13 protein-coding genes and 1 pseudogene are annotated in these 22,151 nt (G+C 39.4%); 1 reads left to right on the top strand and 13 read right to left on the bottom strand.

Annotated elements, in window-relative coordinates; genetic code table 11:
- Window positions 1-15 precede the first annotated feature (15 nt).
- From V9G42_07645 to eno, 3 genes are read right to left on the bottom strand one after another with little or no spacing between them, the layout of a single operon-like run.
- Complete coding sequence (locus tag V9G42_07645) at window positions 16-1,338, bottom strand: citrate (Si)-synthase, eukaryotic (protein MEI2759283.1); 1,323 nt, start codon at window positions 1,336-1,338, stop codon at window positions 16-18.
- Window positions 1,339-1,369: 31 nt separating this feature from the next.
- Window positions 1,370-1,639: a hypothetical protein gene (locus V9G42_07640; GenBank protein ID MEI2759282.1), complete on the bottom strand. Its 270-nt coding sequence runs from the start codon at window positions 1,637-1,639 to the stop codon at window positions 1,370-1,372.
- 45 nt (window positions 1,640-1,684) lie between these two features.
- On the bottom strand, window positions 1,685-2,974 hold the full coding sequence (gene eno, locus V9G42_07635; GenBank protein ID MEI2759281.1) for a phosphopyruvate hydratase: 1,290 nt from the start codon (window positions 2,972-2,974) through the stop codon (window positions 1,685-1,687).
- A 108-nt stretch (window positions 2,975-3,082) separates the two neighbouring features.
- Between eno and V9G42_07630 the strand changes: the two genes are divergently transcribed.
- Window positions 3,083-3,706, top strand: a complete 624-nt coding sequence (locus V9G42_07630; protein MEI2759280.1) for a lysophospholipid acyltransferase family protein — start codon at window positions 3,083-3,085, stop codon at window positions 3,704-3,706.
- A gap of 150 nt (window positions 3,707-3,856) precedes the next feature.
- Here the strand turns inward: V9G42_07630 and V9G42_07625 are convergent.
- The 10 genes and pseudogenes from V9G42_07625 to V9G42_07580 form a co-directional block, all read right to left on the bottom strand.
- Window positions 3,857-5,990: pseudogene (locus tag V9G42_07625) on the bottom strand (elongation factor G).
- Between the two features lie 371 nt (window positions 5,991-6,361).
- A complete protein-coding gene (locus V9G42_07620) occupies window positions 6,362-7,153 on the bottom strand; it encodes a hypothetical protein (GenBank protein MEI2759279.1) in 792 nt (263 codons plus the stop codon).
- 65 nt (window positions 7,154-7,218) lie between these two features.
- Window positions 7,219-7,614, bottom strand: coding sequence for an HIT family protein (locus tag V9G42_07615; GenBank protein MEI2759278.1), 396 nt, complete (start codon window positions 7,612-7,614; stop codon window positions 7,219-7,221).
- A gap of 154 nt (window positions 7,615-7,768) precedes the next feature.
- Entirely contained in the window at window positions 7,769-11,965 is a 4,197-nt protein-coding gene (locus tag V9G42_07610) for a hypothetical protein (protein MEI2759277.1), read from the bottom strand.
- A 42-nt stretch (window positions 11,966-12,007) separates the two neighbouring features.
- Window positions 12,008-12,478 carry a transcription elongation factor GreA gene (gene greA / locus V9G42_07605; protein ID MEI2759276.1) on the bottom strand — a complete coding sequence of 157 codons (471 nt, stop codon included), beginning with the start codon at window positions 12,476-12,478 and terminating at the stop codon, window positions 12,008-12,010.
- A gap of 76 nt (window positions 12,479-12,554) precedes the next feature.
- Window positions 12,555-13,607 (bottom strand): PorV/PorQ family protein, encoded by a 1,053-nt coding sequence (locus V9G42_07600; GenBank protein MEI2759275.1) that lies wholly within the window; start codon window positions 13,605-13,607, stop codon window positions 12,555-12,557.
- 29 nt (window positions 13,608-13,636) lie between these two features.
- Complete coding sequence (locus V9G42_07595) at window positions 13,637-15,127, bottom strand: hypothetical protein (protein MEI2759274.1); 1,491 nt, start codon at window positions 15,125-15,127, stop codon at window positions 13,637-13,639.
- Window positions 15,084-17,834: a hypothetical protein gene (locus tag V9G42_07590; GenBank protein ID MEI2759273.1), complete on the bottom strand. Its 2,751-nt coding sequence runs from the start codon at window positions 17,832-17,834 to the stop codon at window positions 15,084-15,086. Before V9G42_07590 ends, V9G42_07595 begins: the two co-directional genes overlap by 44 nt.
- Before the next feature lie 38 nt (window positions 17,835-17,872).
- Window positions 17,873-21,565, bottom strand: a complete 3,693-nt coding sequence (locus V9G42_07585; GenBank protein MEI2759272.1) for a TonB-dependent receptor — start codon at window positions 21,563-21,565, stop codon at window positions 17,873-17,875.
- Window positions 21,566-21,712: 147 nt separating this feature from the next.
- On the bottom strand, window positions 21,713-22,141 hold the full coding sequence (locus V9G42_07580) for a hypothetical protein (GenBank protein ID MEI2759271.1): 429 nt from the start codon (window positions 22,139-22,141) through the stop codon (window positions 21,713-21,715).
- Window positions 22,142-22,151: the final 10 nt, after the last annotated feature.

Below are 22,151 nucleotides of genomic sequence, written 5' to 3'. Positions count from 1 at the left end.
TGTAATTGACAGTAATTATTCTGCCTTTACTGCTTCACCGGATTTAATTTTTTCCTGAATCCATTGTGTTGTTACAGAACTTGGTCGTTCAATAGGCATGCCTAAAGCACGATCCCATAAAAGTGAAGTCAACACACCAATTGCTCTTGAAACACCAAACAAAACAGTATAAAAATCATATTCAACCAAGCCATAGTGCATCAGTAAAATTCCTGAGTGAGCATCAACGTTTGGCCATGGGTTTTTAATCTTACCTGTAGCTTTTAAGATTTCCGGTGTAACATCATACAGTAATTGAACTATTTTAAACAGTTCATCATCTGCCATATATTTCTTAGCAAAATCCTGTTGTGCTGTATAACGGGGATCGGTTTTACGCAGTACAGCATGTCCATATCCGGGAACAACTTTTCCTTCTGTTAATGTTGTTTTAATAAACTCACCTAATTGTTCGCGGGATGGAACGCCATTATATTTATCGCGCAACTCAATTATCCATCGGGCTACTTCCTGTGCCGCTAATCCATGTAGCGGGCCTGCAAGTCCGTTCATACCTGCCGCCAATGAAAGATAAGGATCACTCAATGCTGACCCAACAAGATGCGTGGCATGTGCTGAAACATTTCCACCCTCATGATCAGCATGTATGGTAAGATACAAACGCATCAACTTTCTAAAATCAAGCTCTTCAAATCCTAGCATGTGAGCAAAATTTCCTGCCCAGTCAAGTTTTGGATCCGGCTCAATGTGCTTGCCTTCTTTATAAGTAGAGCGATAAATGTATGCAGCTATACGAGGCAAACGTGCAATGAGGTTCATTACATCTTCGTACATAGGATCCCAATAATCCTTCTTATTCATGCCTTCGCGGTACTTACGTGCAAAAACAGACTCTGTCTGCAATGCCATAATGGCCATTGAAAATTGTGTCATTGGATGGGTCTTATCAGGCAGCATATCCAACATGTCAAAAACATGTTTAGGAACAGTTGCCCTTTTCATCCACTCATTATTTACTTCAATAACATCTTTCAATAATGGCATTTCACCTGTGAGCAAGAGGTAAAAAATTCCTTCAGGCAATGGCTCCGGACCTTCTTTAGAAACCGGGAGTTTTTCACGAAGTTCAGGAATAGAATATCCTCTGAAACGAATTCCTTCATTGGCATCAAGTTTACTGGTTTCAGTTACCATGCCTATCATTCCCTTCATGCCCTGATAAACCTGCTCTACTGTATATTCACCCAAAACAAAGTTGCCGTGGGTTTTTACAATGTCTTTAATTGTCCCTGCCATTGGCAAGGCTTTCTCTTTGAATTTTTCTTTTATGTTGTCCATACTTGTTGTATAACTGTTCTTTAAACGTTTGTTACAAATTAAAGTTTATAGAGAATTCCTTTGTTGAAGGAATTATCTCTACTCTTGACTTAGGCTTCTTGGTATTTTCATAACGAAGGTCGGACTCTGAAAACAACACTATTAATGTTGTAATAAAAATGGCAACAACTACTATCCATGCAAAAATGCGCAAATACTTTTTAATCTTCTTCTTCGGATCAGGCTTCTTCTTTATTCTTATACGTTTCCTTACCCTGATTCTCTCCTTCTTTACTTCTCCATCTGACTCTTCTAATTCCATTTTCAAGTTGTTAATTCAGATTCTAAAGATACAGACCCTTTTGCATTATATCAAATTCCGGAAATTTTTCCCGGGAAATTCAGCAGCTCCGCCCAGCATCTCTTCTATTCTCAGAAGCTGGTTGTATTTGGCAATCCTGTCAGAACGAGATGCCGAACCGGTTTTTATCTGCCCTGTATTTAGTGCCACTGCCAAATCAGCAATAGTTGTGTCTTCCGTTTCACCTGAACGATGACTCATCACTGATGTGTAGCTGTTGTTCTTAGCCATTTCAACAGCATTGATAGTTTCCGTCAAAGTTCCAATCTGATTTACTTTTACCAAAATTGAGTTGGCAATACTTTCTTTAATTCCTCTTGCAAGCCTTTCTGTATTTGTCACAAACAAATCATCACCAACTAACTGCACTTTACCTCCTAACACATTGGTCAATTCTTTCCATCCTGCCCAATCGTCTTCTGCAAGTCCATCTTCAATACTAACAATCGGATACTTCTCACACCACTGCTTCCAATAGCTAACCATTTCTGATGATGTCAGTTTTTCTCCACTTGATTTTTTAAAATGATATACCTTATTCTCTGCATCATAAAATTCAGAAGCAGCAGCATCCATTGCAATCATGACATCATCACCTGGTTTGTAACCTGCTTTTTCTATTGCTTCTATCACTGTCAATATAGCTTCTTCGTTAGATTTGATGTCCGGTGCAAAACCACCTTCATCACCAACGTTTGTAGAATACTTCTTGCTTTTTAAAACACTCTTCAGATTGTGAAATATTTCAACACCCATTCTTAGTGACTCAGAAAAACTTTCTGCACCAACCGGCATTATCATAAATTCCTGAAAGTCTATACTATTATCTGCATGAGATCCTCCATTAAGGATATTCATCATAGGTACAGGCAATATGCGAGCATTCACACCACCGATATAACGGTAAAGCGGGTAGCCCGATTCGCTTGCAGCTGCTCTGGCACATGCCAATGAAACACCTAATATTGCATTGGCACCTATTGTAGCTTTATTAGGAGAACCATCAATATGAATCATTGCTGCATCAATACTGCGCTGATCAAAAACAGGATAACCATGAAGTTCTTTATTCAATATGGCATTTACATTATTTACCGCTCTCATCACACTCTTGCCAAGGTAAATCTTCTTATCGTTATCACGTAACTCAACGGCCTCGTGTGCTCCGGTTGATGCACCTGATGGCACGGCAGCCCTTCCCACCACTCCGTTGTCAGTATATACATCTACTTCAACAGTAGGATTTCCTCTTGAGTCGAGTATTTGTCTTGCTCTGATTTCAGCAATATTTCCCATAAACTTTTATACTTTATAAAACGGCTGCAAAGTTAACGTAATGTGATGTAAATTTATTTAATTTAGCGAAATAATTTTCTTCCGTTTCTATAACACTAATAGCGCTATATGAAAGTGCTTAAAATTGCATTTGGAATATATGCAGCAATAGTATTTCTTATCACATTGCTTTGTGTTTTTCCTCTATTTTTTTTAGTGTTTTTATTATTCAGCGAAAAGAAATCTCCTGTCATTGCACATAACATTTCAAGGTTTTGGGCATTGATTTTATTCAGAAGTTTTTTTATTCGCTACACAATTGTCAACAGTAATTTTATTTCGAAAAAGGAAACCTATGTATTTGTTGCCAACCACCGCTCTATGTTGGACATTCCCCTCTATGCGCGTGCATGCAGCAATACTTTCAGATTTTTATCAAAAGCAGAACTAACTAAAATTCCTTTGCTTGGCTACGTTATCAAAAATCTGTATGTCACAGTAAAACGTGGTGATAAAAAGGACAGACAAAAAAGTATTGAAGCCATGCGTAAAACACTTGAATCGGACATTTCAATATTTATTTGTCCTGAAGGTACTCGTAATTTTACAGATCAGATATTGCTGCCATTTAAAGATGGCGCATTTCGATTGGCCATTGCAACACAAACACCATTGGCAGTTCTTACAGTGATTAATACAGATGTATTGTTATCGCCTGAATCACCAATAGCACTTAGCGCCCGGTCAAACTGATAGCAGAGTGGAGTAAACCTATTGACACAACAGGCATGACAGAAAATGATGTTGAATCCCTAAAACAACAAACTGCAACCCTGATGAAAGAAATTTTGAGCCGTCATTTAATGACAACACAAAAACAACTTTCAATTTTGTTAATTAATTTCAACTGCTTAGTGCTTCAACCTTCACATACTCATCATGCAATTTCTTTTGCAAGTCTCCGGGCACAGGAGCAAATTCAGCAAACGATGTTTTTAACTTCGCCTTTCCTTGTGTGATGGATTTTAATGCTGTACTGTAACCATCAAGTTCAAGCAATGGAGTTTTTGCCCGAATCACCTGCTTGCCATTTCGCGCGTCCATTCCTGTAATAATACTTCTTCTTGACTGAAGGTCACTCATAACATCACCCATCATGTCATCGGGCATTTCTACTTCAACATCATAAATCGGCTCCAAAAGTTGTGGCTGCGCATTGTGGAAAGCTTCCCGAAACGCCATCATGCCAGCTATCTTAAATGATATATCATTTGAGTCAACAGGATGCATTTTGCCATCAAAAACACTAACTCTGATATCACGCACAAACGACCCTGTCAACGGACCTTCCTGCATTTTCTCCATTACCCCTTTAAGAACTGAAGGTAAAAACCGTGTATCAATAGCACCTCCGGTGATACAATTATTAAAAACTAATTTTCCACCCCAAGGCAGCGCATGCTCTTCTTTATCACGAAGAGGAAATTCTTTCATATCAGGCATGCCATCATAGTATGGTTCAATTTTAATATGCACTTCGCCAAATTGTCCCGCTCCACCTGATTGCTTTTTATGCCTGTAGGTTGCAACTGCAGGTTTTTGAATAGTTTCACGGAATGATATGCGTGGTTTTATAAATTCTACCTGCATTTTATACACATTTTCAATCCGCCATTTTGTAACGGCAAGATGCAAATCGCCTTGCGCATGTAATATAACCTGCTTGAGTTCTTTCGAATATTCTACTACCAAGTGTAGGATCTTCGAGATGTAATTCACTAAGTACCTCGCCTAATTTTTCTTCATCACTTTTATTTTTTGCAATCAATGCTACTCTGGTTTTTGGTTCGGGAAATTGTATTGGCTCTATATTGATGGCAATGCCTTTACCACAAAGCGTATGATTTGTTAGCGTATTCTTCAACTTAAGAGTGCAACCCAAATCACCTGCTTTAAGTTTATCAACAGTATTGCGGCTTTTGCCATCCATGATAAACAATTGCGTTATTCTTTCGCTTGTATTCGTTTTGTGATTCATTAAGTCAGTTCCTGCACTGACCTCACCGGAAAGAACTTTAAAAAACGCCAGCTTACCCAAGTGCGGCTCAATGATAGTTTTATAAAAGAACAAAACTGTTGGTCCTGTCGGAATGCAAGGAACTAAAGTTTTATCTTCAGCAATTTCTGCCGGCATATCAATTGCCGAAGGTGCCACATTATCAATAAAACCCATTAGTCGCCCGCTACCCATATCTTTCTTTGCAGATAAACAAAACACAGGGAAAATCTGATGTGCCATCATTCCTGCTTTCAATCCTTGCTTCATTTCATCTTCGTCAAGTGATCCGCGCTCAAAATATAATTCCATCAGTTTTTCATCATTCTCGGCAGCTTTTTCTACCAATTCATTATGCAACTTTTTGGCATTTTCCATTTCCTCCGGTGGAATTTCAAGTTTTTCAGGCTTGCCACCAGTTGCAGGAAAACGATACATCGTCATTTTCAATAAATCAATAATCGCATTAAAACCTGTTCCCTGATTTAACGGATACTGCATAACGGTAATGGCATTGCCGAACTTCTGTTTTGCCTTTTCTACCGTTGCATTAAAATTGGCATGTTCAAGGTCAAGTTGGTTGACAGCAAATATTGTTGGCTTCCGGTATTTGTCCACATAATCCCATATTACTTCACTGCTTGCTTCAACACCATGTTGTGCATTTAACAACATAACAGCCGTATCACATACTCTCACTGCAGATATTACTTCACCAATAAAATCATCAATTCCCGGTGTATCAATAATATTGATTTTATAATCACGCCACTCTGTGTGCATGGTAGTTTCATAAACAGAGCTCTGGCGTTCATGTTCAATTTCATGATAATCTGAAACAGTATTTTTTTCTTCTATAGAACCTCTTTTGGTTATAATACCTGCTTCAAAAAGCATTGTTTCTGCAAGCGTTGTCTTACCACTTTTTGCTGATCCAACAAGAGCAATATTCTTAATGTGTTTTTCGTCATAAGTTCTCATATAACTATTGTTTAAAATGCGGTATGAAAATTATGGAAGAAAAAGTAAAATTGCAAATAAATTAAACTCCTTTCTTAAAAATCTAAGGGCACGGTATTAATACTTATAGAAACACTTCTTACTAATTGCAACAGAACAGGTCATGTTTTAATTTAAAAAATACGGGCAATGTTTGCTTAACGTTGCCAATTTGCTTTTCTGGAAGCGTGATGCATTCCCTATCCTTACGTTGGCTGGTTGTTTCATTTCCCATACTACCGCTCCAAAATATCTGAGGTGTTGATTCAACGTTGCAACTGAACTAATCATGGTAGAGGACAAAAAAAAGCTACTATGAAAACATAGCAGCCTTTGAAGTATTATGAATAAAATTACTCTCCGTTAGTTACATAATCAAGACGTGGTTCAGAATCACCTGAAGCGCCAATCACACCACGGAAATAAAATGTATATGCTTTGCCTGACTGCAAGTTTACATTATTAACTGTAGCTAGATTAACACCAAACTTCTTCACTACAACATTATAGTCACCGCTACCGGATCCTGCATAAACAGGCATTTGCATAAAGCTAACATTTGAAATGGTTGTGACTGCACCGGTGGTGTTATTTGTAAATTCAATATCAACTATTGCAGAAGAATATGATGCATTAAACAAACGTACCCAAACTGAATCAGTTCCGGTTGCAGGATAATTTTCGGTTAAGATTTTTGTAAAACCATCATAAGAAAGATCATTTAGAACAGGTTTGTCTTTAACTGTATCAATAATGAAACAAGTGTATCGTTGATCTTTGATTAATATATAATTACTTTGTGCCAGTGTAGCAACTACACCTGTCTCATTAGGCGTGAAAATTCCGGCAGAATCTTCTACAGGAATCATATCCAAATTAAATCCGTTATCAACTGAGCCTATGGCAACTTCAGTATAACCAGAGTTTTGCGAATAACGTAATGAGTCGCCAAACACACTGTTGTCTTTATACTTTACAGAAACGCCACCTAATTCAGGGGCTACGTGAATGAAACGAATTTTTGCCGTACCATTCTGAATTGGATCAGAAGTTTTAAAATCTGATGTAAGATCATCTTTCTTACATCCTGAAAGTGCTGCCAAGGCAATTACTGATAACAATGAAAATCTTTTTATTCTATTCATAATTTAAAAATATACAAGTTAAAATTCAGATACGAAATAACGTAATTTAAATTAAACATGAAAATTTATTTTAAAAATGATTTGATTTTCAAACGAACCAACTCCAATTGCTCGTCAGAAAGCTTCATTTTAGGTTTGCTAAAGTTCATATCATCAATGTTATTGATGGGAATCAAGTGTATGTGTGTGTGTGGGACCTCAAGCCCAATGACAGTTACACCTATTCTCTTACATGGAACAGCCTGCTTTAATGCTGCAGCCACTTTTTTGGCAAAAACAATCAATCCTGATAATTCTTCATCTTCCAGATCGAAAATATAGTCTTCTTCCCTTTTGGGCACTACCAGAACATGTCCGGGTGCCAAGGGGTTAATATCCAAAAAGGCTAAATAATTATTATCTTCTTCTATTTTATAAGCAGGAATCTCGCCATTAATAATTTTCGTGAAAATTGTTCCCATAATTACTACTCTTCTTATATAATTTTTAAACTAAATTTATCGGATGACAACATAATCCTTTTTACTACATTCTTCTTTGTTAATTCAGTGATTGCCAGAACTGATATTTTGAATTTATATGTCATATTTCAATATATTTTGGTTAGGAGGTTTATTAATAACTATCTAAACTAATCGGACGCATAACACCAAACCATTTAAGCGTTCGCTCTCCCAAGCCCGGTGCTTTTACATGTATCAGATATACGCCACTGCTGATAGGTACATTACTTGCATTGGTAAGATCCCAGTCAATTGATGTATCCGAATTACCACTGCCTGCCTCTGTGCCCTGACTCAAACCTATCGCTGTTCCTTCTACCGATGAACCTGCATTACGATTGAATCGTTTTACCAATGTGCCATTCATCGTGTAGATTGATACTGTACATTTTGCCGGCAAGTTTGTAATCTTTACCCACATCATATTCGTTGACTTATCATACGATGAATATGCATAATATGGATTGGGAACTACATTCACCAGCTTCAGTGCGCCCTTTGCTACATCTGCATTATCAAATGTAGGTGACATGCCTTCTTCATCCAAGCGGTAATAGGGGTTGGTGCCATTTAATGTTGGTGCCAGAACTACTCCTCCTGCTGAAGTTATCGAGGCATCTGGAAAGGTATTGGCATCTGTTGGTATGGTTATCGTCTGTCCCGGTGAATACGTGATGCTGTTGTTGTTAAACGCTGCCGTTACTGTGCCGCTTACCACTGCATAGGTTTGACCTCGTGTTAATGGCGAGCCTGTGCCGGTTTGATTGATATAGGTTGATGCATTGAAATTGGTATTAAACGTTCTGTACTGACGAGCTACACGAATTCTTACCTTGGCATCTGTCTCTAATAAACTTCTGCCCTGATTCAATAATGGTATGCTCACATACATAATGTTAGCCAAGGCATCTCTTCTCTCTGAGGCCGATGTGCTCTTGATTAAACTATTGAACTTTTCGCAACCATCATACTTGCCTATATCTCTTGCCCCCTGTGTTACTCTTGAGCCAAATACCCAGATATAATGCATACCTCCAAATACCGGATTGCCATTGCCATCCAACATTGTTGAGGTCGGATTCCACTGCATATCCTGACTGTTTTCTGTGGTAAACACCGAGTTCTCGCCATAGGCTATATTCAAGCGCTCACCTGTTTCTATATTAATTGCATAGCCCGGAAACCAGCCCATGCCTTCATTGTCTATATAGTTCGGATCATTAGGATCTGTTGATACTGCACCTCCCGGATTGTTACCCCCGTCTTTGTTTATGGATGCCGATCTGCGTTTCTGGAAGCGGGGTGCATTGCCTATGGTTGCACTCGTTGGCTGTCCCATCTCCAATACTACCGCTCTGGTCCATTTTGACTTATCACTCGTAAACACTACGTCAACACTGGTGATTCCATTGGCTCCACTCATGCTCAACTGATTGTCCTGATGTGCCGATGAACGGGGTCCATATTGTGCATCTACTTTGTTGGCCAATTTATAGGGCGCCCAGGTGCCGCCTATCAAGCCTTCATATACCTGATTGTTGTCTGCTCCGCCTATATCATTAGGGGCTGTGCCACTGCGTATCCAGTCGCGGGCATCGGCAACTGCCGAGTCTCTGTCCGCTACTCCGCCTAACCAGGCTGCATCAGGGTTGGCAAACGATAAACTCTGATCCAACAAGCCATTATTGATAGCATCTGTATTACCAGCTTCTATTACTGCATTGCTGATGTCTGCTGTTAATCCCCATTCATAAACCTTGCTTATGTCATTAGGATCTACCGTTTGTATAATCTGGCTATTGGGTTGCTGCAATTCAAATGTTGCCGTATCTACCGATTGGGTTACTGTTTCATAAATGCTCCATTTATCGCTTCCGCTAACTCCGGTAAACTTCATGTCAAAATATCCCGTTGTTGTATATAATGGATCATATACCGTTACATTCAACGGTCCTTTGCCCAATTCATATACAGGATTGGATACAACATAGGGTGCATTCAACGCTTCTGCTGCTGAGGCATCTGTCATGTCTATGAGCAATCCTCCATTGCCTGAGCCTTCCAATCGGGTTATCTTTAATCCATCTCCCACTTCTGAGTTAAACACCAATCCGTTATGCTCTACTTCTTGCGCATGAGGTATGGCCGACATTACTTTAATGTTGTTTCTGCCTACCTTGAAGGGTTTCTGCTGCGTGAAGTTTGATGAGTTGGGTACTATGTACTCAAATGGCTTAAAGTTGTTGTAGGCATAACTTACAACTACATAATAATATGCCTTATGATTTACTAATGGTTTGTTGGTAAAGGCATCCTTGTCTATGACAAAGCTATGCTTTAATCCACTGTTTGTTCCTGTTAACTGATCGGGATTAAATGCCACTGTCAATGGGCGGTAGCCCGGTAATTCAGGTGCCCAAAAGTAGTTTACCAGATTACTTACCGTATCTTTTATATCTACCTGATATAACAATTTGTAGTTGTCTCCACTCAGTACGCTGGTTGATGTTGTTTTTGATGGATCAAATATATCTGAGGTATTGATGCTCGCATTTTTCAACTGAAACACCAAATATCCCTGAAACTTAAATTTACGTTGCTCTTCATCGGGCTGCACTAATGTTGGAATGGATGGATCCAACTGTGAGTATTTTTCTATCCTATCATTATTGAAGTTCTTTAGCGACAAAATAACTTTGTTGTTTAACTCTGTTATCTGCACATCCGGTGCATCAGGACCATCCAATGTTTTGAAACATACATCAAACAAGCCCTGCGCTTTGTTGTCGCTCAGCTTTAATAAATCTACTGATGCCAGTGGACCTCCGTTGTTGGCACGTGCCCATACCACACCGGTGGTGATATAATTTACTGCTCCGGGCTGAAGGGTAAATGCTCCTGCTGATTGTATAAACCTTCTGTCAAATGGTGTATTATTGGCTGTTGCCTCTGTCCAGTTGCTGCCAGGAAATGCAGGGTCGGTTGTGCCGGGGAACAAATAGTTGGTAGGGGGGGTTGAAGGAGAAGGGGGTGTTTGGCCATTCATACCATCGCGAGTCCATCTGACTCCATTTAACCAGGTTCCAGTAAGATATTGATAGTAATCATCAGCAGTTTGAGGGTTTCCATAAACACTAAAATCACTTCCATAAGAGAAAAACTGTGACATGATGATCTGTTCGCCCGGCTCATCCACTACTCCATCTCTGTCGTTGTCAATACCGTCATTAGGGTCGGCTAAAGGGCCCTGAAAAAAGTCGGCTCCTACGGCCGGTGGATTTATTCCATAACCATCTATGGTTCCGCTTCCATCATCAGGGTCGCCATTATAACAAAAACCCAATCCCAGATTCACATCACACCCTACATAATCATCAAATGCATCACCCAAATCAGGGTCAACCCACCAACCAAAGTATGTACTATCGAAAGCCTGATTACTGCGGTTGATGATTTGATACTTATAAAATGTCATGTTGTTAATCTCATCATCCGTGCTGAAGGCAAATGCCTGTGCTCTGAATTCAAGACCGATGGCCGCACTGTTGGTTTCTTTCTTTATGTTTCCTATATCATTAAATACCCACCACAAGGTCTGATCTCCGAAAATATAATCATCACATGGCAACTTATTAGGGTCGCTGGGGGCTGGGTACTCGCCACTTAATAAGTAACGCGGATAGTCGCCACTGTCAGGTATATACAATCCATCTCCGTTTACATCTTCAAACGGTGCAAGCAACGGTAACTCTCCTCTGGTGGGGTCTCCATTACCCGGCCACTCTCTGATATCTTGTGTGGCTACTCCCGTTGCTACAAAATCTCGTACCTGCTGTTTGGTTATAGACCATATTCTGTCGTACTGATTACAGATGGAAACATCTGTGCTCATATTTCCGCCCTGAACTCCTATCGGGCCGGTAAAAAAGTCGTTTGCTTCATTTTGTCTGTATGTTTGGCAGGCAACCTTCAGGTTGCCTGTGGCATCGTAGCCGCCTATCCAAACAGATCCTGCAAAAAGTGATGTCTTACCTGTGCCCTTAGGTATTTCGTATTCTGCCTTTGAGTTGGCTCCATCTACAAGATTCCACCACATATCTCCGGCAGAAAATATTCGTGCTCGAACGTTGTTTATCTGCAAATCGGTCTGTGCTATAGGCTCATTACAGGGGGCTGTAATTCTCAATGACGAATTTTTTACAACATTGCCTTTATGTACCGGCTTCTGGCCTATATTCTCCTTTGCTGATGAGGAGCCAACAGTAAATACTGCTGCCAGAAAAACGGAAATACAACTCTTATTTATCACTTGTGCTTTATTTAACGATTTCAGCAAAAATCATCCACACAATTATCTGTCAATTGAAATAATTTCAAAGTTCATTTTACCTGATGGCACTATAATCTCCGCTACTTCTCCCTTCTTCTTTCCAAGTAATCCCTTGCCAATTGGCGAAGTTACCGAAATTTTTCCAGCTTTTAAATCCGCCTCATTTTCTGCCACCAAAGTGTATGCTACTTCCTGCTTATTGGCTAAATTTTTAATTTTAACTTTCGATAAAATAGACACTTTTGAAGTATCTATTTTTGACTCGTCAACAATACGTGCACTGCTCAACAGCTCTTCCATTTTACTGATTTTCAATTCCAGTAATCCTTGCGCGTCTTTAGCCGCATCGTACTCTGCATTTTCTGATAAATCACCTTTATCTCTTGCCTCAGCTATTTGTTTTGAAATAAGGGGTCGCTGAACTGTCTTCAAGTGTGTAAGTTCATCCTGAAGCTTCTTTAATCCTTCTTCTGTTAAATACGTAATAGACATCTTCTTGTGGGTATTAAAAAAATGAAAGAAGGTCTGTTAAGACCTCCTTTAAAATAATTTAAAAATTAAATAGTTATTACAATTTGAAAATCACACCAAAGGCATGCGTACCATCAAATGTATAAGTTGGGCGATAAGAATAATCCAATCCAAGTGATTTTCCACTTTTACCTATTGGGGCTTCAACTGTTATACCTGCACCAAATCCACTATAAACATTCAATGATTCATCTTCACTTGTTCCTTTTCTTTCGAATGAATAAGCAGCACGAATAGCAAACAGTTTTTTAAATCCATACTCCAAACCAACTGCTGTCTGATCGCGTGTGAAAGAATTAGATGTAAATGTTGATGACAGCGTTATACGATGCATTTCTAAAAACTTAAAGTCATAAGCGGCACCGATATTTACTAATGAAGGAAGTTCAAACCGCTCTGCACGTTGTGAAATGGTTAACGATGTCTGGTCAGAAGTGAATCCTTTTGATGCTAATCCATCACCTTTAAAGTTTAATGGTGCTCCAACATTTTTCAAAGCAATACCAAAGCGAAGGTTATCCTTTTCTTTGTTAAACCCTGTTACATATTGGATTCCTGCATCAAAAGCAATTCCTGAAGCACGTACATCAGCAACACTTTCTGAAATAATTTTTATAGTTAAACCACCATAAATACTATTCGAAAATGCTTTTGCATAAGATAATCCTACATTAAGAAATTGAGGTTTATAAGTTCCAATTCCACCTTCTGGTGATTCTGGAGTGGTGATTTCAATATTACCGAAATCCATAGACATGATACCTAAAGTTAATGCTCCGGATTCTCCCACATGTTGTGTAATACCAAATGAATTAATGCTGATACCTGTTCCTTTTAGCCAATTGGTATGTGTAAAACCAATTTCTGTCTTTTTTGCAAAAGCAGTTCCGGCCACGTTCAGGTACTGAGCTTCCAATCCGCGAACTGAAGAAGTGTTACAATTCATCCAACCTGCACTTCTCACCCAAGGGTTAATAATTAACTCATTGGCACCGGATTGTCCAACACGATCTTCATTGCCTGCAAAAACTGATGCAGATAGCATTAACGATGTAATTGCTAAAGCTGCTATTTTGAATTTATATGTCATATTTCAATATATTTTGGTTAGGAGGTTTATTAATAACTATCTAAACTTATCGGACGCATAACACCAAACCATTTAAGCGTTCGCTCACCCAAGCCCGGTGCTTTTACATGTATCAGATATACACCACTGCTGATAGGAACATTGCTCGCATTGGTAAGATCCCAGTCAATGGATGTATCTGAATTTCCACTGCCTGCCTCTGTGCCCTGACTCAAACCTATCGCTGCTCCATCTATCGTTGGACCTGAATTGCGATTGAATCGTTTTACCAATGTTCCATTCATCGTGTAGATTGATACTGTACATTTTGCCGGCAAGTTTGTAATCTTTACCCACATCATATTCGTTGACTTATCATAAGATGAATATGCATAATATGGATTGGGAACTACATTCACCAACTTCAGTGCACCCTTTGCTACTTCTGCATTATCAAATGTAGGTGACATGCCTTCTTCATCCAATCTGTAATAAGGATTGGTGCCATTTAACGTTGGTGCAAGAACTACTCCCGCTGCTGAAGTTATCGAGGCATCGGGGAAGGTATTGGCATCGGTCGGTATGGTTATCGTCTGTCCCGGTGAATATGTGATGCTGTTGTTGTTAAATGCTGCCGTAACTGTACCACTTACTACTGCATAGGTTTGGCCGCGTGTCAATGGCGAGCCTGTGCCGGTTTGATTGATATAAGATGCTGCATTGAAATTGGTATTAAACGTTCTGTACTGACGAGCTACACGAATTCTTACTTTGGCATCTGTCTCTAATAAACTTCTGCCCGGATTCAATAATGGTATGCTCACATACATAATGTTAGCCAAAGCATCTCTTCTCTCTGATGCCGATGTGCTCTTGATTAAACTATTGAATTTATCGCATGCATCGTACTTGCCTATATCTCTTGCCCCCTGTGTTACTCTTGAGCCAAATACCCAGATGTAGTGCATGCCACCAAATACCGGATTGCCATTGCCATCCAACATTGTTGATGTTGGATTCCACTGCATATCCTGACTGTTTTCTGTCGTAAACACCGAGTTCTCGCCATAGGCTATGTTCAAGCGCTCGCCTGTTTCTATATTGATTGCATAACCCGGAAACCAGCCCATGCCTTCATTGTCTATATAGTTCGGATCATTAGGATCTGTTGATACTGCGCCTCCGGGATTGTTACCCCCATCTTTATTTATTGATGCCGATCTGCGTTTCTGGAAGCGGGGGGCATTGCCTATGGTTGCACTCGTTGGCTGTCCCATCTCCAATACTACCGCTCTGGTCCATTTTGACTTATCACTCGTAAACACTACGTCAACACTGGTGATTCCATTGGCTCCACTCATGCTCAACTGATTGTCCTGATGTGCCGATGAACGGGGTCCATATTGTGCATCTACTTTGTTTGCCAATTTATAGGGCGCCCAGGTGCCGCCTATCAAGCCTTCATATACCTGATTGTTGTCTGCTCCGCCTATATCATTAGGGGCTGTGCCACTGCGTATCCAGTCTCTGGCATCGGCCACACTTCGAATCTCTGTCGGCTACACCACCTAACCATGATGCATCTGGGTTGGCATACGTTAAACTCTGATCCAACAAGCCATTATTGATTGCATCTGTATTACCTGCTTCTATTACTGCATTGCTGATGTCTGCCGTTAATCCCCATTCGTAAACCTTGCTTACATCATTAGGATCTACCGTTTGAATAATCTGGCTATTGGGTTGCTGCAATTCAAATGTTGCCGTATCTACCGATTGGGTTACTGTTTCATAAATGCTCCATTTATCGCTTCCGCTAACTCCGGTAAACTTCATGTCAAAATATCCCGTTGTTGTATATAATGGATCATATACCGTTACATTCAACGGCCCTTTGCCCAATTCATATACAGGATTGGATACAACATAGGGTGCATTCAACGCTTCTGATGCCGAAGCATCTGTCATGTCTATGAGTAATCCTCCATTGCCTGAGCCTTCCAATCGGGTTATCTTTAATCCATCTCCCACTTCTGAGTTAAACACCAATCCGTTATGCTCTACTTCTTGCGCATGAGGTATGGCCGACATTACTTTAATGTTGTTTCTGCCTACCTTGAAGGGTTTCTGCTGTGTGAAGTTTGATGAGTTGGGTACTATGTACTCAAATGGCTTAAAGTTGTTGTAGGCATAACTAACAACTACATAATAATATGCCTTATGATTTACTAATGGTTTGTTGGTAAAGGCATCCTTGTCTATGACAAAGCTATGCTTTAATCCACTGTTTGTTCCTGTTAACTGATCGGGATTAAATGCCACTGTCAATGGGCGGTAGCCCGGTAATTCAGGTGCCCAAAAATAGTTTATCAGATTACTTACTGTATCTTTTATATCTACCTGATATAACAATTTGAAATTGTCTCCACTCAGTATGCTGGTTGATGTTGTTTTTGATGGATCAAATATATCTGAGGTGTTGATGCTCGCATTTTTCAACTGAAACACCAGATATCCCTGAAACTTAAACTTACGTTGCTCTTCATCGGGCTGCACCAATGTTGGAATCGATGGATCCAACTGTGAGTATTTTTCTATCCTATCATTATTGAAGTTCTTTAGCGACAAAATAACTTTATTGTTTAACTCTGTTATCTGCACATCCGGTGCATCAGGACCATCCAATGTTTTGAAACATACATCAAACAAGCCCTGTGCTTTGTTGTCGCTCAGTTTTAATAAATCTACTGAGGCAAGCGGACCTCCGTTGTTGGCACGTGCCCATACCATACCTGTTGTAATATAGTTTACTGCTCCGGGCTGAAGGGTAAATGTTCCGGCTGATTGTATAAACCTTCTGTCAAATGGCGTATTATTAGCTGTTGCCTCTGTCCAGTTGCTGCCAGGAAATGCAGGGTCGGTTGTGCCGGGGAACATATACTCAGTGATGGGGGTTGAAGGTGAAGGGGGTGTACGACCATTAGCACCATCGCGAGTCCATCGGATAGCATTCTTCCAGGAACCGGTAAGATACTGATAGTAATCATCAAAAACCTGTGGGTTTCCATAAACACTATAATCATTTTCATAATAACCAAACTGCGACATGATGATTTGTTCGCCCGGCTCATCTACTACTCCATCTCTGTCGTTGTCAATACCGTCATTAGGGTCGGCTAATGGGCCCTGAAAAAAGTCGGCTCCTACGGCCGGTGGATTTATTCCATAACCATCTATAGTTCCGCTTCCATCATCCGGGTCGCCATTATAACAAAAACCCAATCCCAGATTCACATCACAACCTACATAATCATCATAAGCATCGCCCAAATCAGGGTCAACCCACCAGCCAAAGTATGTACTATCGAATGACTGATTGCTACGATTGATGATTTGATACTTATAAAATGTCATGTTGTTGATCTCATCATCCGTGCTGAAGGCAAATGCCTGCGCTCTGAACTCAAGGCCGATGGCCGCACTATTGGTTTCTTTTTTAATGTTTCCTATATCATTAAATACCCACCACAAGGTCTGATCTCCGAAAATATAATCATCACATGGCAACTTATTAGGGTCGCTGGGGGCTGGATATTCGCCACTGAGCAAATAACGTGGATAATCTCCACTGTCCGGTATATACAATCCATCTCCGTTTACATCTTCAAACGGTGCAAGCAGCTGCAATTCTCCTCTTGATTGGTCGCCATTACCCGGCCATTCTCTGATGTCGCGTGTAGCCACGCCTGTTGCCACAAAATCTCGTACCTGTTGTTTGGTTACCGACCATATTCTGTCGTACTGATTACAGATGGAAACATCTGTGCTCATATTTCCGCCCTGAACACCTATTGGACCGGTAAAAAAGTCATTCGCATCACTCTGTCTGTAGGTCTGTCCTGCTACCTTTAGGTTTCCTGTGGCATCGTAGCCGCCTATCCAAACAGAACCTGCAAAAAGTGATGTCTTGCCTGTGCCCTTGGGTATTTCATATTCTGCCTTTGAGTTGGATCCATCTACCAAGTTCCACCACATATCTCCGGCAGAAAATATTCGTGCCCGCACGTTGTTTATCTGCAAATCTGTTTGTGCTGTAGGCTCATTACAGGGGGCTGTAATTCTCAATGACGAATTTTTTACAACATTGCCTTTATGTACCGGCTTCTGGCCTATATTCTCCTTGGCTGATGAGGAGCCAACAGTAAATACTGCTGCCAGAAAAACGGAAATACAACTCTTATTAATCATTTGTAATTTGTTTTTAAATATTTTAATTAAGTCTGAGATTAAAAGTTAAATGATAAACCTACACGAACAGTTCTCGGACGTGCATAATTATCAGGATTGTTAATTTTTACTGCATATAAATCAGAGAATGCCTGAGGGTCGCCACCGGAAGCTTGGAGACTTTCAAGATAATCTTGACCTAAATTGGAACCCAAATAACCATCATCGTCAGCATTTCCGGTATAACGATACACACTGATTATGTTTTTCTGATTTAACAGGTTTTGCACCTGAACATATACATTTAAGTAATATTTTGTCTTTTTATCTTTATCGAAATTCAAAGCAAAATCTTTATCCACTTTCAGGTCAAAACGACTGTTCCATGGAAGACGTGCCGAGTTGATATCACCCTTAATTTTAGAGTTGCCCTGTGTTTGAACACCAATATTATTTCCTTCAAACGTTGGGGTGTATTGTCGGCTGTAAGGCGTTCCTGAGCCTGCTTTAAATTCGAGACGTGCTCCGGTATTGGCAAAAATTTGTTTACCAAACAACACAGGACCGTTATAATTTTTGCCTTCCTGATAACGATAGTCAAAAGATACTGTGATGTTATGTCTCTGATCAAAATCAAGTGGTAGAATTACTCTCAAACCTGCTTGTCCGGTACTTAACAAATCAGCTCCTGAAATATCATTAGAGCCTGTACCGTCAGCAAACTGAAGTGTATAGCTTGCACCAAGACGAACATTACCTGTTCTTCTAAGGTCGTAGCCTAAAGTTAAACCTTTAACAGTACCAAAATCAATATTATCGAAAGTTGTGTATCCGGAACCGGGATAAGAAAAGAAAATATTTCTCAATTGAAGCATTTGCTTTAGTTCACGATAGAATGCAGAAATTGTAATTACAGAACTACGGCTCAATATCTGACGGAAGCCCAATTCATAGTTTATACTTTTTTCAGGTTTCAGATTTGGATTGCTAATGGTACTTCCTTGCTCAAAATTATAATAAGCCCAAGGGTCATTTCTTAAACGACCGGCAGGACGTTGTGTTAAAATAGAGTAGTTAGCAAAAAACTGCGCCTGATCGTTAATATCAAACTGAAAAGCAACACGTGGCATAAAGGTTAATTGAGGCTCATAGTCTTTGAAAGTCTTACTTGCCTCATAGTTACCACTCTTAATATCATCATCTTTATTCACCAGCAAAGGTAATACGCGGGCAGAGGAACTCTGCCTTTCAAGAATCCTTGGATCAGTTAATGCAACACCATTCTTATCATACCACTGATCACCACTTCTGTAACCTAATATATCGTTTGCTGTCAAAGTATTTTTATCTACATTAAAATCTGATACATAGACTACATAATCAGAGCCGATGTTGTCTGGACGCTGAAAATTTAATTCGCCAGCTGTATAAGCCTGATATAATAAATAAGGATCTTTCATAACGCGTTGATTGGCGTCAAAACGATCTACACGCAATCCAACATTGAAGATAAGATCATTAATAGAGAAGTTGTCCTGAATATAACCTGCCAGATAAATCGGCTGGAAAGCAGCAATATTACGCTGATAAACTCCATTCGCATCCTTCTTAAAGAAGTTATCGAATGTTGCCGATGGGCTAAGCGTTTTCTGACGATTTCCTTTGTAATCATAACCATAGTAAAGTGTCAATCCACTGGTTCCTAATTCATCAGGAGAAAACATAGATAAACTAAAATTAGAAGGGTCATAGTTAAACACATCTACATATTCTGTATTTGACAAGCCCAATTCCTTACGAACATTTTCATAAAAACCTATTTGTCCTGAAGTGTTGGTATAGGTGTTTGGATGATAGATTGTATCATTAATTGTATAACTTCCTGCTTCAGGGTTTGCTTCGTTCAAATAGAAATTGGCATAGTTGTTCATGAAAGTCCATAGCCCACTAGGTGCAATATTAAACTGACGGTCAACACGCTGTTCGTATTCAAAGCCTAATGAAATTGCGTGATTCTTGATGTCTGCCGAGAACATTGCTGAAGCCCTGTATTGATCTCTGTCAATATAATTATAACCATCTATGGTACGACCTGTATTATACCACATACTATAAACAGTACCAGCACGCTGTCCGTTAATTAAACCACCGCCAGCTCTAATTACAAAGGGATTACTGTAATATGCTGTATTGGTAAATTGACTTGTGTTACCTGTTTCATAATATTCATTGGCATGTGCTGCATAATTTTCATCAAAAAACGAAAGATATTGATTGGTATAGGCCTCTGTATTTGGGTTGTTGCCTGATGGTGTAAATACGGTCAGATAAGGCAAATACCCTAACAATTCATTACCTGCAAATACAGGTCTGCGTAAGGTATTGAAACGCCCCCAATAGCCATAATCAAATAAGCGGTCTTTATGCTGCTCAGATTGTACTAATTCAAAAGCTTTACTGTAGTCAAACTGTAAACTATAATATACATTTTTCAGAATTGACTTTGAGCCTTCTTTTCCTTCAGTGTTAAAACGTTGTGTAAAACGTAAATAACCACGATAGTCGTTAGTTATATGTCTGCTATAATTTTTATAATTGAATAAAGAATAGGCGTAAGTATATTCCCTGTAATCGTGGTAATCATAAGAGCCCCCAACTTTAATATTGATATTATTGGCCGGTTGAAAATCAATATTACCACTCACTTTGTATTCTCCTGAACGCGTATTAGGTTTATATTTCAAGGTTTCAATATCAGAACTATGTATAAATTCAGAACGTGCACGGGTTCCATTTATAGTACCGTTAACCAGATTAGGCATTAAAGGATTACTTTCCAAATCAGACAATACACTTCCTTTAACACGTTTGCTTCCAATAGCTGATGGGTCAGGATCTTTAATCCACTCTCCTTCAACACCTAGGAAAAAACCTACAACAGGGGTCTTATTCCCATCCTTATCTTTTTTCATATATATCGGTCCGGAAATATTACCACTTGCTAAATTATATCCGAATTTATCAGTCAATTCTGATGTAGCTAACTCAATTCCACCTGTAAATTTCTTTGATGGACCACGTGTTGTGATACTGATGATACCTCCGGTTGCATCACCATACTGTGCAGGTACACCACCGGTAATTACGGTAACCTGCTCAATAGCAGATTGTGGTAATTGTGAGCTTCCACGAACTTTAACCCCATCAATATAATAATCTGTTGCATCATCACGTGAACCTCTAACGTTTAAATCATCACCTTCATCGCGTTGAAAAACTCCGGCAGCGGTTGCTGCAACAGAACGCACATCACGGGTTGGGATGGCTTTTATTTCTTCCTGAGTGATGGTTGTTTGTACTGCTGGATTACCTTTATCAATTAATGGAACTTTATAGGCTGTAACTTCCACTGCAGTGATATCTACTGCACCTTTGCCCATTTTAACATCAGCGAAAGTGATTTTATCTACCGACACTAAAACTCCGGTTACCTCTGTAGTAGTATATCCAACAAATGTGGCTTTTACAGAATATGTTCCTGCACCCAAAGGTTTAATGGTAAAATTTCCGTCAAAGTCAGTTTGCGCACCACCCATCTGCTGCCCATTCATTACAGCTATTACACTGGCAAATGGTAATGGTTCGTTTGTGGTTTTGTCTAATACACGTCCTTTAATGGATCCTGATTGCGCCCATGCAGCACTACCGAAAATCAAGGTTAGTAAGCATGTTAAGTAAACGTTTCTAAGCATAGGTTGACCTATTTAAATTTCTGATTATTGTATTATAAATGTGAAGATTTTGTTAAAAATAATAGTGCGTAAAAGTATGAATAAAAAAATTTAACTTCCAAATTGAATTTCAAAAATTGACAGGATTATGGCGCAGCGATTTTATTTTCAATACTTTGCCCATAAAGGTTTGTTAATTAAATCGCCAAAAACAATCGCTTTTTTTAACAATTCGCGGTTTTGAATAACATCATTGAAATACTTTTTCTCCAAATCTTCATTTCCGGAAATTTGTATTGAATTTGCAGACAAAGTGGTACTTTGCAATGAAGAAATATCCGGAATTGCAATAGGTTTTCTGGTTTTATGGGGTAATACATTTTGTTTAAGACTTCGTTTCTTAATTACAGGTTTTTCTTTAGTTGATTTAATGATGACGTTCTCTTTTACAGGTGCAGGTTGTGTTTGGTCGGCAGTAGGATAAACAACAGGTTTGTTAAAAACCCTTTTCCTGTTTTCTTCAGCAATTTTTTTGTAGTTATTAATAACGTACCAGGCAATGCCAATGATGATATAGATGATAATCTTAAATTCCATGAGGTCAAAT

This window comes from Bacteroidia bacterium (genome assembly GCA_037045145.1).
Classification (GTDB): Bacteria; Bacteroidota; Bacteroidia; order AKYH767-A; family OLB10; genus OLB10.
Note: the sequence above shows the minus strand (reverse complement) of the source record. Positions and strands in the feature narration are given on the sequence as shown.

Coding starts and splice junctions, on each gene's coding strand:
- eno (MEI2759281.1), bottom strand. CDS start 2,974: ATGGGAAATATTGCTGAAATCAGAGCAAGACAAATACTCGACTCAAGA.
- V9G42_07620 (MEI2759279.1), bottom strand. CDS start 7,153: ATGAATAGAATAAAAAGATTTTCATTGTTATCAGTAATTGCCTTGGCA.
- V9G42_07615 (MEI2759278.1), bottom strand. CDS start 7,614: ATGGGAACAATTTTCACGAAAATTATTAATGGCGAGATTCCTGCTTAT.
- V9G42_07600 (MEI2759275.1), bottom strand. CDS start 13,607: ATGACATATAAATTCAAAATAGCAGCTTTAGCAATTACATCGTTAATG.
- V9G42_07645 (MEI2759283.1), bottom strand. CDS start 1,338: ATGGACAACATAAAAGAAAAATTCAAAGAGAAAGCCTTGCCAATGGCA.
- greA (MEI2759276.1), bottom strand. CDS start 12,478: ATGTCTATTACGTATTTAACAGAAGAAGGATTAAAGAAGCTTCAGGAT.
- V9G42_07630 (MEI2759280.1), top strand. CDS start 3,083: ATGAAAGTGCTTAAAATTGCATTTGGAATATATGCAGCAATAGTATTT.
- V9G42_07580 (MEI2759271.1), bottom strand. CDS start 22,141: ATGGAATTTAAGATTATCATCTATATCATCATTGGCATTGCCTGGTAC.
- V9G42_07585 (MEI2759272.1), bottom strand. CDS start 21,565: ATGCTTAGAAACGTTTACTTAACATGCTTACTAACCTTGATTTTCGGT.
- V9G42_07590 (MEI2759273.1), bottom strand. CDS start 17,834: ATGATTAATAAGAGTTGTATTTCCGTTTTTCTGGCAGCAGTATTTACT.
- V9G42_07640 (MEI2759282.1), bottom strand. CDS start 1,639: ATGGAATTAGAAGAGTCAGATGGAGAAGTAAAGAAGGAGAGAATCAGG.